This is a genomic window from Actinomadura oligospora ATCC 43269, assembly GCF_000518265.1.
Classification (GTDB): domain Bacteria; phylum Actinomycetota; class Actinomycetes; order Streptosporangiales; family Streptosporangiaceae; genus Spirillospora; species Spirillospora oligospora.
Map to the genome: position 1 here is coordinate 178,537 of NZ_JADG01000004.1, position 14,564 is coordinate 193,100.

The 14,564-nt window shown below is 73.5% G+C and carries 13 protein-coding genes; 4 read left to right on the forward strand and 9 right to left on the reverse strand.

Translation table 11 applies throughout. The annotated features are described in order from the left end of the window. Positions 1 to 497 precede the first annotated feature (497 nt). The 3 genes from P696_RS0105345 to P696_RS43465 are packed head-to-tail and all read left to right on the forward strand — an operon-like array spanning position 498 to position 5,543. Positions 498 to 1,541, forward strand: coding sequence for an AAA family ATPase (locus P696_RS0105345; protein WP_084336846.1), 1,044 nt, complete (start codon positions 498 to 500; stop codon positions 1,539 to 1,541). Positions 1,542 to 1,545: 4 nt separating this feature from the next. Further along, complete coding sequence (locus P696_RS43460) at positions 1,546 to 3,057, forward strand: DUF58 domain-containing protein (RefSeq protein WP_084336848.1); 1,512 nt, start codon at positions 1,546 to 1,548, stop codon at positions 3,055 to 3,057. Further along, complete coding sequence (locus tag P696_RS43465) at positions 3,054 to 5,543, forward strand: transglutaminase TgpA family protein (RefSeq protein ID WP_084336850.1); 2,490 nt, start codon at positions 3,054 to 3,056, stop codon at positions 5,541 to 5,543. The genes P696_RS43460 and P696_RS43465 overlap by 4 nt, the downstream gene beginning before the upstream one ends. Before the next feature lie 116 nt (positions 5,544 to 5,659). Here the strand turns inward: P696_RS43465 and P696_RS0105360 are convergent, their stop codons facing one another. The 6 genes from P696_RS0105360 to P696_RS0105385 all read right to left on the reverse strand — a co-directional run bounded on the left by P696_RS0105360 (position 5,660) and on the right by P696_RS0105385 (position 10,585). Then, on the reverse strand, positions 5,660 to 6,076 hold the full coding sequence (locus P696_RS0105360; RefSeq protein WP_026411512.1) for a DUF3040 domain-containing protein: 417 nt from the start codon (positions 6,074 to 6,076) through the stop codon (positions 5,660 to 5,662). Positions 6,077 to 6,222: 146 nt separating this feature from the next. Further along, positions 6,223 to 7,500, reverse strand: a complete 1,278-nt coding sequence (locus tag P696_RS0105365; RefSeq protein ID WP_026411513.1) for a DNA polymerase IV — start codon at positions 7,498 to 7,500, stop codon at positions 6,223 to 6,225. 85 nt (positions 7,501 to 7,585) lie between these two features. After that, the gene (locus P696_RS0105370; RefSeq protein WP_026411514.1) at positions 7,586 to 8,359 is read right to left on the reverse strand and encodes a methyltransferase domain-containing protein; all 774 of its coding nucleotides are present in this window, start codon (positions 8,357 to 8,359) and stop codon (positions 7,586 to 7,588) included. A 127-nt stretch (positions 8,360 to 8,486) separates the two neighbouring features. After that, the gene (gene nusB / locus P696_RS0105375) at positions 8,487 to 8,903 is read right to left on the reverse strand and encodes a transcription antitermination factor NusB (RefSeq protein WP_026411515.1); all 417 of its coding nucleotides are present in this window, start codon (positions 8,901 to 8,903) and stop codon (positions 8,487 to 8,489) included. Then, on the reverse strand, positions 8,903 to 9,460 hold the full coding sequence (efp, locus tag P696_RS0105380; RefSeq protein WP_026411516.1) for an elongation factor P: 558 nt from the start codon (positions 9,458 to 9,460) through the stop codon (positions 8,903 to 8,905). The genes nusB and efp overlap by 1 nt, the downstream gene beginning before the upstream one ends. Positions 9,461 to 9,505: 45 nt before the next feature. Then, a complete protein-coding gene (locus tag P696_RS0105385) occupies positions 9,506 to 10,585 on the reverse strand; it encodes a M24 family metallopeptidase (RefSeq protein ID WP_026411517.1) in 1,080 nt (359 codons plus the stop codon). A gap of 94 nt (positions 10,586 to 10,679) precedes the next feature. Between P696_RS0105385 and P696_RS0105390 the strand changes: the two genes are divergently transcribed. Continuing rightward, entirely contained in the window at positions 10,680 to 12,161 is a 1,482-nt protein-coding gene (locus P696_RS0105390) for a flavin monoamine oxidase family protein (RefSeq protein ID WP_034483628.1), read from the forward strand. Positions 12,162 to 12,211: 50 nt separating this feature from the next. Here P696_RS0105390 and P696_RS0105395 read toward each other — a convergent pair whose 3' ends face one another. From P696_RS0105395 to P696_RS0105405, 3 genes are all read right to left on the reverse strand, one after another. Continuing rightward, positions 12,212 to 13,258 carry an LLM class F420-dependent oxidoreductase gene (locus tag P696_RS0105395; RefSeq protein WP_026411519.1) on the reverse strand — a complete coding sequence of 349 codons (1,047 nt, stop codon included), beginning with the start codon at positions 13,256 to 13,258 and terminating at the stop codon, positions 12,212 to 12,214. A 66-nt stretch (positions 13,259 to 13,324) separates the two neighbouring features. After that, a complete protein-coding gene (locus P696_RS0105400; protein ID WP_026411520.1) occupies positions 13,325 to 13,993 on the reverse strand; it encodes an enoyl-CoA hydratase-related protein in 669 nt (222 codons plus the stop codon). A gap of 36 nt (positions 13,994 to 14,029) precedes the next feature. Then, a complete protein-coding gene (locus tag P696_RS0105405) occupies positions 14,030 to 14,515 on the reverse strand; it encodes a PaaI family thioesterase (RefSeq protein ID WP_051466890.1) in 486 nt (161 codons plus the stop codon). Positions 14,516 to 14,564: the final 49 nt, after the last annotated feature.

The window sequence follows — 14,564 nt, forward strand, 5'->3', positions numbered from 1 at the left end:
CTACTCCACTCTTCCCCACCGTCAACTACGAAAACACCTGCCGCGCGCGGATTTCGCGAACGATTCCGCAGGTCAGGCGGGGTGGTCCGCCGGGGGGTGGGCGGTGGGGCGCCCTGGCGCGGCGATCCGGCGGGAGGACTTGACAACGCGTCCTGACGCAGCCCGGAGCGTTCCGGACCGTCCGCCCGCGGGCGCCCGATGGGGGAAAGTGGGGCGCCTCGCGGGCTGTGGCGGACGCCCGGGTGGAGCACAATGGGCAGCCGATCCCCATGACCATCGCGGCCGTCGGACGGGAGACGTACTGTCGGTGGCACCGGCTGCCGGTGACACCGGCGCCGCGGAGGGACCACCGGTGGCGGAGGCCGCGGGTGGAGCGGACCGGCGGCGCGGCTCGTCCGGAAACGGTGGAGTCGCGCGGACGTCCGTGCAAGGGTTGCGCACCGCGGCGCCGTCGGGGCGGCCGGACGGCTGAGGAGGGTTGGTTGGTGGCAGTAGGGATGCACGGGGACCCGTCGACCGGGACCGGACGTTCGGCGCCGGCGCCCCGCTCCGGGGACGGCCCCGCGGACGGTTCCCGCAACGGTCTCCCCGTCGGCCTGGACGACCTCGCCCGGGTGAGCGGGCGCATCCGGGACGCCATCGAGACGGTGGTCGAGGGCAAGCCCCGGGCGGTCCGGCTCGCGCTGACCGTCCTGCTCGCCGAGGGCCACCTGCTGATCGAGGACGTCCCGGGCGTCGGCAAGACGATGCTCGCCAAGGCCCTGGCCCGCTCGGTGGACTGCTCGGTGCGGCGCGTCCAGTTCACGCCCGACCTGCTGCCGAGCGACATCACCGGGGTCAGCGCCTACAACCAGGAGCGGCGCGAGTTCGAGTTCAAGCCGGGCCCGGTGTTCGCCAACATCGTGGTCGGCGACGAGATCAACCGCGCCTCCCCCAAGACCCAGTCGGCGCTGCTGGAGTGCATGGAGGAGCGGCAGGTCACGGTGGACGGGACGACGTACCCGCTGGAGCGTCCGTTCATGGTGATCGCCACCCAGAACCCGGTGGAGATGGAGGGCACCTATCCCCTCCCCGAGGCGCAGCGGGACCGGTTCACCGCGCGGATCTCGATGGGCTACCCCGACCCGGCCGCCGAGCTGGAGATGCTGGACGCGCACGGCGAGGCGAACCCGCTGGACGACCTGGAGCCGGTGGCGCACGCGTCCGACGTGCGCGCGCTCATCGAGGTGGTGCGGCGTCAGCACGTCGCGGCGTCCGTCCGGCAGTACGCGATCGACCTGGTCACCGCGACGCGCAACCATCCGGAGCTGCGGCTCGGCGCGTCCCCTCGGGCGACCCTGCACCTGGTGCGGGCGGCGCGCGCGTACGCGGCGCTCGACGACCGCGACTACGTCCTGCCGGACGACGTCCAGGAGCTGGCCGTCCCGGTGCTGGCGCACCGGCTGCTGCCGACGGCCGAGGCGCAGGTCGAGCGGCGGAGGCCGGAGCACGTGCTGACCGAGCTGGTGCACCGGCTGCCCGTCCCGTCCCCCCGGGGGTGACACGATGCGACGGGCCTTGGCGGGTCTGACGACGCGGGGCCGGTCGTTCGTGGCGGCCGGGGCCACCGCGATCCTGTGCGCGTTCGTGCTCGGCGAGCGCGACCTGCTGCGCGCGGGCGTGCTCGTGCTGGCGCTGCCGCTGATCTGCACGTGGGTCGTGTCGCGGACCCGGTACCGGCTGGCGTGCGCGCGGCGGCTCGACCCGCCGCGGCTGCCCGTCGGGCACGAGTCGCGCGCGGAGCTGCGGCTGGAGAACGTGTCCCGGCTGCCGAGCGGGCTGCTGATGGTCGAGGACCGGGTGCCGTTCGCGCTCGGCGGGCGCCCCCGGTTCGTGATCGACCGGATCGAGCCGCGCGGGTCCCGCGAGCTGGCCTACCGGATCCGGTCGGACGTGCGCGGACGGTTCCGGGTCGGGCCGCTGACCGTCCGGCTCGCCGACCCGTTCGGCATGGTCGAGCTGGTCCGCTCGTTCAGCCTCACCGACACCCTGACGGTGACCCCGGCGATCGTGCCGCTGCCGTCCGGGCGGCTCGCGGGTGCGTGGGCGGGCGGCGGCGAGAGCCTGGCCCGGACGGTGTCCACCGCGGGCGAGGACGACGTCGCGCCGCGCGAGTACCGGCACGGCGACGACCTGCGACGCGTCCACTGGCGGTCGACGGCGCGGCGCGGCGAGCTGATGGTGCGGCGCGAGGAGCAGCACTGGCAGAGCCGCGGCACGCTGTTCATGGACACGCGGGGCCTGGCGCACCGCGGCGAGGGCCCGGGAGCGACGTTCGAGCAGGCGGTGTCGGCGACCGCGTCGGTCGGGGTGCACCTCGGCCGGATGGGCATGGCGCTGCGCCTGGTCACCGACGGCGGGGAGCGGCTCGCGCCGACCGCCGACTACGCGGGCGAGTTCGAGGGCCTGCTGCTGGACACCCTGGCCGTCGCGCGTCCCGGCGACGGCACGTCGCTGGACGCGGGGCTCGCGGCCCTGATCGGCGGCTCCGGACGGGACGGCGACGGGCTGGTGGTCGCGGTGTTCGGACGGCTCACGGCGGACGAGGCGCGCGCGGTCGCGTCCGTCCGGCGGGGTACGGCGGCGTGCGTTGCGGTCCTGGTCGACCCGGAGGCGGCAGCCGCGTCCGCCGACCCGCGCGTCCCGTCCCCGCGCCGCTCCGCTGAGGTTTCTTACGGCGCGTCCGCTGGGCGTTCCGGTGAGGTTTCCTCCGGCGCGTCCGCTGGGAGCTCCGGGGACGGTTCTTCCGGTGCGGCTTCGGGCCGCTCCGGTGGGGGCTTTTCTGGGGCGTCCGTTCCGGGTTCGGGCGACGGGTCTTCTGATGGTTCCTCGCGGCGTTCGCCTGTGCCGGGGGAGGTGGCGGGGGTCGGGGCGGCCCGGGTGTTGCGGGCGGCCGGGTGGCGGGTCGTGACGGTGCGGACGGCGACGGAACTCGCGGCGGCCTGGGGGGTCGTCGCGGAGCCGGACGGTTCGGACATCGGTCACCTGCGCGGGGACGGGGGCGGAGGCGCGGCATGAGGATCCGGATGACGGTCATGGCCGGGCTGGCGACGCTGGCCGGGTCGATCGGGCTGTATCCGCTGTTCATGGGCGGGCAGTGGTTCTGGCACGCGCTCGGGGCGGTCGTCGCGGTGGCCGCCGGGGCCGTCGTGGCGCGGCGGCTGCGGATCCCGGCGGCGCTCGAACCGCTGGGCCCGGCGGTCGCGCTGCTGCTCTACTGCACCCTCGTCTTCACGGCCGGGCGGGCGCTGGTCGGGATCGTCCCGACGCCGTCGTCGCTGGCCGGGCTGCGCGACCTGATCTCGGACGGCGCGTCCACGGCGAACCGGTACGCCGCGCCCGTCCCGGACGAGCGGGGCATCCACCTGCTGGTCACGATCGGGGTCGGGGCCGTCGCGACCGTGGTCGACCTGCTCGCGGTGCGCCTGCGCCGGGCCGCGCCCGCCGGCCTGCCGCTGCTGGCGATGTACAGCGTGCCCGCCGCGATCCGCGAGCACGGCGTGAACTGGCTCGCGTTCGGGCTCGGCGCGGCCGGGTTCCTCGCCCTGCTGATGGCGGACGCGCGGGAGAGCGTCGGCGGCTGGGGCCGCATGGTGTTCTCACAGCGCTGGCACGAGGAGTCCCCGGGCGACCGGGACGCCCCGGACATCTCGTCGCTCGCGACCACCGGACGCCGGATCGGCGTGACCGCCGTCGCCGTCGCCGTCCTGCTGCCGATGGCGGTGCCCGGCATCCACCCGCGCGGCGTGTTCGGCGGCAAGGGGACGGGCCCGGGCGGCGACGGCGCCCGGACGGTCACCACCCCCGACCCGATGGTCAGCCTGTCCCGGCAGCTCACCAACCCCGACGACGGGGTCGTGCTGACCTACGAGACCGACGACGCCGAACCCCCCGACTACCTGCGGCTCTACGCGCTCGACCGGTTCGACGGGGACCGCTGGACCTACAGCGTCGCGTCCCGGGCCCAGGACAAGCTGACCGACGCCTCCCTTCCCGCGCCGCCCGGTCTCACCGTCGCGCCGTCCCGGACGGTCACCACCCGGGTCAAGGTGAGCAAGGACCTGCGCGACCTGCAGTTCCTGCCGATGCCGTACGCGCCCACGCGGGTGCGGATCAAGGGCGAGTGGCGGGTGCACTCGCCGTCCCTGATGGTCTACTCGCTGCGCGACGGCGCCGGCGGGAAGTCCTTCACCGTGACCAGCCGCCGCGCGCTGCCCTCCCCCGGCGACCTCCAGGCCGGCGGGACCTACACCAGCGACATGCTGTCGGAGTTCACCTACCTGCCGAAGTCGGTGCCGGACAAGGTGCGGCGGCTGGCCGTCCAGGTGACCAAGGGCTCGCGCACCCCGTACGAGTCGGCGGTGAAGCTCCAGTCGTGGTTCACCCAGACCGGCGGCTTCCGCTACGACCTGACCGTCGGCACCCCCGAGCACGGCTCGGACCTGGTCGACTTCCTGACCGTCGACAAGCGCGGCTACTGCGAGCAGTTCGCCGCGGCGATGGCGGTCATGGCGCGCGAGCTGGGCGTCCCGGCGCGCGTGTCGGTCGGGTACACGGCGGGCAAGGCGGTCTCCCCGGGCCGGTGGGAGGTCCGCGGACGCGACGCGCACGCGTGGCCCGAGCTGTACTTCGACGGCGCGGGCTGGGTGCGGTTCGAGCCGACCCCGAGCGGCACGGAGGGGCAGGGCACCGCGACCGAGCCGTCCTACTCGCTCGCGGGCGGAGGCTCGGGGAGCGGCGGGAGCGACACGTCCAACCCGCAGCCGCTGCCGTCCTCGTCGGCGGGCCCCGGCGGGCGTCCGACCGGCGGAGCGCACTTCCGCAACGACCTGCCCGGCGCGGGCGGGACGGCGGCCCCGGCCCCCAAGAAGCACAAGAGCGGTCCGGGCTACGCGCCGTGGGTCGCGGGCGGGACGCTGCTGGTCCTGCTGCTGGCCGCGGCTCCGGCCGTCCGGGCGCTGACCCGGCGCCGTCGCTGGTCGGCGGCCCTGGAGCCGCCGCCGGGGCCGGAGACGGCGCGTCCGGGGCCGGACGATCCGCGGGGGCCGCGTCCGCGCGGGGCCGCGGACGCTGCGCACGCCGCCTGGCGCGAACTGCGGGCCGACGCCATCGACCACGGCGTCCCCTGGCCGTCCAGCGAGACCCCGCGCGCGACGGTCCGCCGCCTGGACGACCTGCTCGGCCTGGACGACCCGGCCGCGTCCGCGCTGCGCCGCATCGCCCGCGCCGAGGAGCTCGCCCGTTACGCTCCGGTGGACCGCACCCCGCCGCCCGCGGATCTGCTCCGCGCCGACGTCCGCACGATGCGGTCGGCGTTCGCCTCGTCCGCGACGGCGACCGCGCGCTGGCGGGCCCGGCTGCTCCCGGCGTCCACCGTCGCCGAGGCCCGTGACGCCGCCCGCGTCGCGAGCGAGCGCACCGCCCGCGTCACCGGCCGGGCCGAACACACCCTGGCCCGGCTCGTCACCCGCGTCCGCGCCCTCCTCCCGACCCGTTCCGACTGACCCCGTCCGGCCGGGTCCGGACAACGGAAAACGCGCCTCGGGCAGTGAGGCGCGTCGTGGGGGGTGGGCAAGGTGCGACCCGCCGCGCGCCGGGGCGCGGGCGGGGCTGGGTCAGGTCAGCGTTCCTCTTCCCTGCGGCGCCAGCGCTCCTCCATGCGCTCCATGAAGCCCCCGCGGGCCGCGCCACCGGACGAGCCGCGGCGCTCGCGGCGTCCGCGACGGCCTCGGGACGTGGCCGGCTCGGCGATGCCGGTCATGCGCTTCCAGCTGGTGAGCGCCCAGACGCAGCAGGCGACCATGAGCAGGAAACCGGCCACGCTGACGGCGATGGTGATGGCGCCCGCGTTCGCCACCAGGCCCGCCATCAGGGCGGCGACGCCGACGGCGAAGCCCACCGCGGCCTTGATCATCTGGCGCTTGTAGTGCACCTGAGGACTCGTCGTGCGCACGGCGTGCGCGAACTTCGGATCCTCGGCGTACAACGCCTGCTCGATCTGGTCGAGCATGCGCTGCTCGTGATCAGAGAGCGGCACGGCGCCTCCCAACGACAGCCCCGCGACGGGGATTCCGATGCAGGACGGGAACCTCAACGGTGATATGACCAGAATACGAGCCAGGACAGGCCAACGAAAGCGAACGGCCGACCACGGACCCTCTCCCGTTCATCTCCGCATCCGCCTCATCCCCTCCCGTCACCGTTCTCCCGTCCGTCCCGGCCTGGAGAACGGCCGGCGCCGCGCTTCACGAGCGCGGCAGGACGGACCGCGCCGCGACCGAAACGGCTCGCGACCTGGTCGATCACGCGCTCCGCCTCCCGCCAGCCGGTCTCCGGTTCGTCGAAGGCCAGCTGCCGTGGAGCGTCGCCCGCGGACGTGAGGTTCTCCACACGCACGCCCACCAGCCGGAGTCGTACCCGATCCCAGCCGGACGCCTCATACAGCTCGCAGGCTGTGACATAGATCACTCTCGCGAGATCGGTGGGCTCACGGAGCGTGCGCGCGCGAGTGATCGTCTTGAAGTCCCCGTTGCGGAGCTTGACGCTGACGGTGCGTCCGGCGTGTCCGCCCGCGCGCAGCCGCGCGCCGACCTTCTCGGCCAGCCGGAGCAGCTCGCGGCGGATCTCGTCCGGGTCGTCGATGTCGGTGTCGAAGGTCTCCTCGGCGCCGATGCTCTTGTCGACGCTCTCCGGGACGACCGCGCGCGGGTCGCGCCCCCAGGAGAGTTCGTGGAGGTGGCTTCCGAGCGCGTTGCCCAGCTCGCGCTGGAGGGTCGCCAGGGGGACCTGGGCGAGCTGCCCGACGGTGCGCAGGCCCAGGCGCGTCAGCTGCTGCTCCGTGCGCTCCCCGACGCCCCAGAGCGCCGCGACGGGCAGGGCGTGCAGGAACTCCTCCACCCCGTCCGCCGGGACGACCAGGAGGCCGTCCGGCTTGCAGCGGGTGGACGCCAGCTTCGCCACGAACTTGGTGGGCGCGACGCCGACCGAGCAGGTCACGCCCTGCTGCTCCGACACCTTCGCGCGGATGAGCCGGGCGATCTCGGCGGGGCGTCCGTACAGCTTGCGCGCGCCCGCGACGTCGAGGAACGCCTCGTCCACCGAGAGCGGTTCGACCAGCGGGGTCATCGACCGGAAGATCTCGAACACGGCGCGGGACACCGCCGTGTACCGCTCGTGCCGGGGCGGCAGCACCACCGCGTGCGGGCACAGTCGCCGCGCGCGCGACATCGGCATCGCCGAGTGGACGCCGTACTCGCGGGCCTCGTAGGAGGCGGCCGAGACCACGCCCCGGCCGCCGACGCCGCCGACGACCACGGGGCGTCCGCGCAGGTCCGGCCGGTCGAGCAGTTCGACGCTCACGAAGAACGCGTCCATGTCGACGTGCAGGATCGAGCAGCCCGTGTCGTCCCCCGGCGGGCCGGGCGGCGGGCCCGGCCGGTGCAGCTGCTGCTTGCGGCTCATGCCCCCAACCTAGACGTCCTGTCGGACATTTCACCCGCTCAGGGCGGGTGCGCGGGCCCGGTCGCGGGTGCGGCCGGGACTTCGGTCAGGGGCGTTCGGCGACCAGGTGCAGCTGGGTCGCCAGCTCGCGCAGGACGGGGTGGACGGACGCGGCGCGCTCCAGGGCGACCAGGCCCTCGGCGGCGCCCGCCTCGTCCAGCAGTGCGCTCGGGACGAGGTCGGCGAAGATCCGGACGCCGTGCGTCTCGCGGGCGGTGAGGCCCGCCCCGGCGGCCAGCTCGGCGAGCGACTCGCGGGTGAAGCGGCGCGGCATCCGGTCGTGCTCGCCCCAGCGTCCGTCCGGGTCGGTCAGGACCTGCCGGGCGTCGTCGAAGCGCCCGGCGGCGGCCCGGTGCAGCGCGGCGGCGATCTGCCCCGCGACCAGCACGCTGACCGCCCCGCCTGGCCGGACGACCCGGGTCAGCGCGTGCATCGCGGCGGCAGGGTCGTCCACGAACTCCAGGACGCTGTGGCACAGCACCAGGTCGGCGGAGGACTCGCCGAGGACCTCCGGAAGGTCGCCCGCGTCGCCCTGGATGGCGTGGACGGACACGCCCGCCTCGGCGGCGCGCCGTTCGAGCGCGGCGAGCGCGTCGGGGCTGGCGTCCACCACGGTCACGCGGTGGCCGAGCTCGGCGAGCGGCACGGCGAACCCGCCGGTGCCGCCGCCGACGTCCACCACGTCGCACGGGCCCTGCCCGGCCACGCGGGCGAGCACCTCGCGCAGGACGTCCCACAGGACGGCGCCGCGCACCCGGCCGCCACCGCGGCTCCGCCAGGTCTGCTGGGCGGGCACGGCCGCCCCCCTCTCACCGGTCATGTCCCCCCACCCTAGGCCCCGGCCTCCGCTTCACCACGCCCACATCACCCTTTGCGGCCCGTCCGCATCCAACGGCGTACGGGCCCGGCGGGCGAGGTGGGGCGTGAACGGTGTCAGGCCGGGACGGTCAGACGGACAGGGACGGCTTCAGCTGCTGGATGCGGGCGAGCAGGCCGTTGACGAACCGCGGGGACTCGTCGGTGGACAGCTCGGTCGCGAGCGACACCGCCTCGCTCACCGCGACGCCGTCCGGGACGTCGTCCACCCAGAGCAGCTCGAACATGCCCATGCGCAGGATGTTGCGGTCCACGACCGGCATGCGGTCGAGGGTCCAGCCGGTCGCGTAGGTCGAGATGAGCTCGTCGATCCGCTCGGCGTGCGCCTGGACACCCTCGACGATCCGCACGGCGTGCGGGTACTCGGCGAGTTCGCCCTGGTTCGGACGGCCGCGCTGCTCGAGGACCTCGGTGGGCCTCTCCTCGCGCAGCTCGGCCGCGAACAGCACGTCCAGGGCGAGCTTGCGCGCCTTGGTCCTGGCCGCCATCAGGCCCGGCCGAGGTACTCGCCGGAGCGGGTGTCGACCTTGATCTTCTCACCCGTGGTGATGAACAGCGGGACCTGGACCTCGGCGCCGGTCTCCAGGGTGGCGGGCTTGGAGCCGCCGGTGGAGCGGTCGCCCTGCAGGCCGGGCTCGGTCTCGGCGATCTGCAGGACCACGGCGGCGGGAAGCTCGACGTAGAGCGGGTTGCCCTCGTTGAAGGCGATCATCGCCTTCTGCTCGGGCAGCATGTACTTGGCGGCGTCGCCCACCACGGCGGCCTCGATGTGCGGCTGCTCGTAGGTCTCGGTGTCCATGAAGATGAAGGCGTCGCCCTCGCGGTACAGGTACTGCATGTCCCGCTTGTCGACGGAGGCGACCTCCACCTTGCTGCCCGCGTTGAAGGTCTTGTCGATGATCTTGCCCGTGAGCACGTTCTTGATCTTCGTGCGGACGAACGCGGGGCCCTTGCCGGGCTTGACGTGCTGGAACTCCTGAACGGTCCAGAGGCCGTTGTCCATCTTCAGCGTCATGCCGTTCTTCAGGTCGTTCGTCGTCGCCACAGGTGTTCTCCCGCTCGGCGGACCCCGCCTCGTCCGCCGGGTCGGCTAGAGGACGATCAGGTCCTTGGTCGTCTTGGTGAGGAGCTCCGGCCCGCCCGTCCGCGCCACGAGCGTGTCCTCGATGCGGACACCGCCCCGGCCGGCGAGGTAGACCCCCGGCTCGGCGGTGATCGGAACTCGATCCACCAGCTTACCGGTCGCGCGGGAGCTCATGAGCGGAGCCTCGTGGATCTCCAGCCCGACGCCGTGCCCGAGGCCGTGGGTGAAGTCGTCGCCGAACCCGGCCTCGCCGATCATGTCCCGGGCGGCGGCGTCGACGGCGCTGTACACGGCGCCGGGGACGGCCGCCTCGACGGCGGCCCGCTGGGCGCGGCGGACCAGCTCGTACAGGTCGCGCTGCCAGTCGGAGGGCGTGCCGACCGCGACGGTGCGCGTCATGTCGGCGTGGTAGCCCCCGACCAGCGCGCCGAAGTCGAAGGTGACCAGGTCGCCGTTGGCCAGCTCGCGGGCGCCCGGCGAGTGGTGCGGGATCGCGCCGTTCGGCCCGGAGGCGACGATGGTGTCGAACGCCAGGCCGTCCGCGCCGAAGTCGATCATGTGGCGGTCGAGCTCGACGGCCAGGGCGCGCTCGGTGATCCCCGGGCGGATCGACGGCAGCAGCGCCTCGAACGCCTCGTCGGTGATCTCGCAGGCCCGGCGCAGCAGGTCGATCTCGGACTCGTCCTTGATGACGCGCAGCTCCTCGACCAGGTGGCCGAGGGGTTTGAACGCGATGCCGTGGTCGAGCGCGGCCAGCTCGGCGTGGTGCTCGACGGTGAGGTCGTGCGCCTCGAAGCCGAGCGTGTCCGCCCCGGCGTCGGCGGCGAGCCCGACGAGCGCGGCGGCCGGGTTCCGGTCGAGCACGATCTCCATGTCGGACGCGACCTTTTCGGCCGTCCCGGCGTAGCGTCCGTCCGTGCAGAGCAGGTCCGGACCGTCCACGCGGATGAGCGCGGCGGCGTTCGAGCTGTGCAGTCCGGTCAGGTAGCGGACGTTGACCGGGCGCGTGACCAGCAGCGCGTCCGCCCCGGCCGCCTCGACGGCCGCGGCCAGCGCCGAACGGCGCTCGCGTTGTCTCTCCCTCATGATCGGACTGTAGACCACCGCGGAACGTGAAGGACTCTCGACTTCCCGGCAGGGGTGTCCTACGGTGTCCCGCACCCTCCCCCTGGAGCCGCAGATGTCCGCACTCAGTCGTCGCAGGTTGCTCGGCACCGGCGCGCTCGCCGCCGGGGCGACCGTCGCCACCGCCTCCCCCGCGCGCGCGTCCGTCCCTGGACGCGAGGCGTCCGTCTCGGTGGACGTGGTGGTCGTCGGCGGGGGCCTGTCCGGCCTTACCGCCGCCCGTGATCTGGTCGCCGCCGGACGGTCCGTCCTCGTCCTCGAGGCGAGGGAACGGCCCGGCGGACGCGTCTACGGGATGCCGCTCGGGGACGGCACCACCAGCGAGGGCGGCGCGGAGTTCATCGGGCCGACGCAGGACCGCATCGCCGCGCTCGCCCAGGACCTGGGCGTCGCGACCTTCCCCACGTACAACGCGGGGAAGAACGTCTACCTGCGTGACGGCAAGCGCTCCCTGTACGCGACCGACGGCGTGCTCGGGGCCGTCCCGCCGGACTGGGGCGTCATCGACCTGGAGGCCGCGCTGCTGATGCTCGGCGGGATGGCCAAGAAGGTCCCGGTCGGCGAGCCCTGGAAGGCGGCGGACGCCGAGGACTGGGACAGCCAGACGTTCCACACCTGGTCGCGGGCGCACTCGCTGAGCGCGGGCGCGCGGTTCCTGATGGACGAGTTCGTGTCGTCCACGCTGTCGGCGCGGTCGAAGGACGTGTCGCTGCTCTACGTCCTGAACTACATCGCGTCGGCGGGCAACGAGTCCAACGCCGGGACGGTGGACCGGCTCATCAACACCAAGGGCGGCGGCCAGGAGTCGCGGTTCGTGGGCGGCTCGCAGGAGGTGCCCGTCCGGCTCGCGGCCCGGCTCGGCGACAGGATCCGGTACAACGCGCCGGTCCGGTCGATCGGCGTGGACGGCGGGACGGTCACCGTGACGGCGGACGGCCTGACGGTCGCGTGCAGGCGCGTGGTGGTCGCGATGTCCCCGGCGATCGCTAACAGGATCGACTACTCGCCGGGCCTGCCCGCGGCCCGTGCCCAGCTCATGCAGCGCTTCCCGATGGGCTCGATCGCCAAGTTCGTGGCCGTCTACGACACGCCGTTCTGGCGCGCGGACGGCCTGACCGGGCAGGCCGTGGCCGACGGCGGCGCGATCGACGCGACCTTCGACAACAGCCCGCCGGACGGCTCGCGCGGCGTCCTGATGGGCTTCATGAACCAGTCGAACATCCGCGCGCTGGACGGGTCGTCCGCAGACGACGTCCGGGCGGCGGGGCTGGCGTCCTTCGCCGCGCTGTTCGGCGACAAGGCGAAGTCGCCGGTGCGGACCGCGTTCCAGCGGTGGGACAACGAGGTCTGGAGCGGCGGCGGGCCGGTCGGCATCGCGCCGCCCGGCGTCCTCACCGGGTTCGGCCCGGCGCTCCGCGCGCCGTGCGGGCCCGTCCACTGGGCGGGCACGGAGACGTCCACCTTCTGGACGGGCTACATGGACGGCGCCGTCCGCTCCGGCGAGCGGGTGGCGCGGGAGGTCGACGCCGTCCTCTAGAGCGACTTCGAGCGCCCGCCCGGCCGGGCGGGCGCTCGGTCAGGCGCGGGTCAGACCTCTTCGGCCATCTTCTTGATCTTCTCGATCAGGGCGAGGCGGCCCTTGTGGTCGCCCGCGATGGGGGCGACGTTCAGGGTGGTGACGCCGGACTCCTTCATCGCGGCGAGGCGCTCGCGGACGTGGCCCTCGCTGCCGATGAGGGACATCTTCTCGAGGAGCTCGTAGGGGACCTTCGCGGCGGCCTCGTCCTTCTTGCCGGCGAGGTAGAGGTCCTGGATCTCCTCGGCCTCCTTCTCCCAGCCGTAGCGGCGGCAGAGGTTGTTGTAGAAGTTCTTGCCCTTGGCGCCCATGCCGCCGATGTACAGGGCGGCCATCGGACGGCCGAACTCCAGGAAGTCCTGGACGTCGTCGCCGATGGCGAGGTGCGCCTGGCCGACGACGTCCAGCTCGCCGAGGGCCGGGTCGCGCTTGGCCTTCCCGGCCGCCAGGGCCTCGCCCCAGACGTCCTTGGCCTTCTCCGGGAGGTAGAAGATCGGCTCCCAGCCGTTGGCGATCTCGGCGGTCATCTCGACGTTCTTCGGGCCGATCGCGGCGATGAGGACCGGGATGTCCGGACGCACCGGGTGGTTGATGATCTTCAGCGGCTTGCCGAGACCGGTGCCCTGCCCCTCGGGGAGCGGGATGTTGTAGTGCGTGCCCTCGTGCTGGAGGCGCTCGCGCCGCCAGACCTTGCGGCAGATGTCGACGATCTCGCGCGTCCGGCCGAGGGGTGCGGTGTAGGGGACGCCGTGGAAGCCCTCGATGACCTGCGGGCCGGACGCGCCGATGCCGAGGGTGAACCGGCCCTCGGACACGTAGTCGAGCCCGGCGGCGGTCATCGCCATCAGGGTCGGCGTGCGGGAGTAGATCTGGAGGATGCCGGACGCGATCTCCAGCCGCTCGGTCTTCGCCGCGATGTAGCCGAGCTGGCTCACCGCGTCGAAGCTGTACGCCTCGGCGACGTAGACGATGTCGAGGCCGGCCTTCTCGTAGTCGGCCAGCTCGGCGACCGTCTCCTTGAAGCCGCCCGAGTAGTTCAGGGCCATCCCGATGCGCATGCCCGGCATCCTTCCCACAGACGAACCGAATCAGGTTCTGTTGGACGTAACGTAGCGGTTGGGGGCTTACTCCGGCAGGGCCGGGCCCCGCAGCGCGGCGATCACCGGCTTGTAGAGCTCCACGCGGATCGCCTTCACGGTCTTCCCGTTCTTGCCCGCGAGGGACGCGGCGAGTTCGATCGCGGCGGGCAGGACGCCCGCCTCCTCGGCCGTCCGCTGGACGATCCCGGCCTCGCGGGCCTGCTCGGCGGCGTACCGGCGTCCGGTGAGCATCGCCTCGTGCGCGACCGGCGGGGTCAGGCGGCCCCGGATCAGGGCGTTCATGCCGGGCGTGAAGCTCATCCCGAGGTCGACCTCGGGCAGGCAGAAGTAGCCGCGGTCGCCGCGCATGACCGCGAAGTCCTGGGCGAGCGCGAGCATCGCGCCGCCCGCGAAGGCGTGCCCGTTGACCGCGGCCACGGTCGGGGCGGGGAGCTCCAGGAACCGCGCGTACAGCGCGTTCACCGACTCCAGGTAGGGGACGAACTCCTCCTGGTGCGCGCCGAGCCACTCCAGGTCCAGGCCGTTGGAGTAGAACTTCCCGGCGCCGGTGGTGACGAGCGCCTTCGGGCCCCCGGCGGCCTCGACCTCGGCGAGCGCGTCGTTGGCGGCGGCGAGGAAGTCGGGGTGGAAGCGGTTCTCGCCCGCGTCCATCCGCAGGACGAAGACATCGCCCTCGCGCTTGAGTTCAATCACGGAGTTCTCCCGTCCGGAAGGGTGGTCGACCGAACCCTACTGCTCGGTAACGGACGGGAAGACCATGCAGGTGGTCGTCCCGTGCGCGACCAGCTTCCCGTTCTCGTCCACGATGCGGCCCTCGGCGGTCGCGACCCGCCGTCCGACGTGGATCGTCGTCCCCTCGCAGGTCAGCCGTCCACCCTCGATCGGCACCGCGCGGACGAAGTTGACCTTGAGCTCCAGCGTCGTGTAGCCCGCGCCCTCGGGCAGCGTGGTGTGGACGGCGCAGCTCATCGCCGAGTCCAGCAGCGTGGACAGGACGCCGCCGTGGACCGTCCCGAGGGGGTTGCTGAATTTGGGATCGGGCGTCAGCCCGAACACCACGCGGCCGGGCTCGAGCGTCTCGGCGGTCATGCCCAGCAGCGCGCCGACGCCGATCCCCGTCTCGGCGCCCATGTTGATCGCCTGCTTGAGCTGCTCCAGTCCCGCGGTCACCCGTCCACCCTCCAGCGTGCGTCCGACGGCTATGACGACCGTCATGCTCCAGGGTCACTATGACGATCGTCATGGTCAACCCGGGAAGCTTATG

Bases quoted from the DNA above. Each gene is read 5' to 3' on its own strand.
- P696_RS43465 (WP_084336850.1), top strand. From the start codon at position 3,054: ATGAGGATCCGGATGACGGTCATGGCCGGGCTGGCGACGCTGGCCGGG.
- P696_RS0105385 (WP_026411517.1), bottom strand. From the start codon at position 10,585: ATGAGGGAGAGACAACGCGAGCGCCGTTCGGCGCTGGCCGCGGCCGTC.
- nusB (WP_026411515.1), bottom strand. From the start codon at position 8,903: ATGGCGGCCAGGACCAAGGCGCGCAAGCTCGCCCTGGACGTGCTGTTC.
- P696_RS43460 (WP_084336848.1), top strand. From the start codon at position 1,546: ATGCGACGGGCCTTGGCGGGTCTGACGACGCGGGGCCGGTCGTTCGTG.
- P696_RS0105365 (WP_026411513.1), bottom strand. From the start codon at position 7,500: ATGAGCCGCAAGCAGCAGCTGCACCGGCCGGGCCCGCCGCCCGGCCCG.
- P696_RS0105345 (WP_084336846.1), top strand. From the start codon at position 498: ATGCACGGGGACCCGTCGACCGGGACCGGACGTTCGGCGCCGGCGCCC.
- P696_RS0105405 (WP_051466890.1), bottom strand. From the start codon at position 14,515: ATGACGGTCGTCATAGCCGTCGGACGCACGCTGGAGGGTGGACGGGTG.
- P696_RS0105370 (WP_026411514.1), bottom strand. From the start codon at position 8,359: ATGACCGGTGAGAGGGGGGCGGCCGTGCCCGCCCAGCAGACCTGGCGG.
- P696_RS0105395 (WP_026411519.1), bottom strand. From the start codon at position 13,258: ATGCGCATCGGGATGGCCCTGAACTACTCGGGCGGCTTCAAGGAGACG.
- P696_RS0105390 (WP_034483628.1), top strand. From the start codon at position 10,680: ATGTCCGCACTCAGTCGTCGCAGGTTGCTCGGCACCGGCGCGCTCGCC.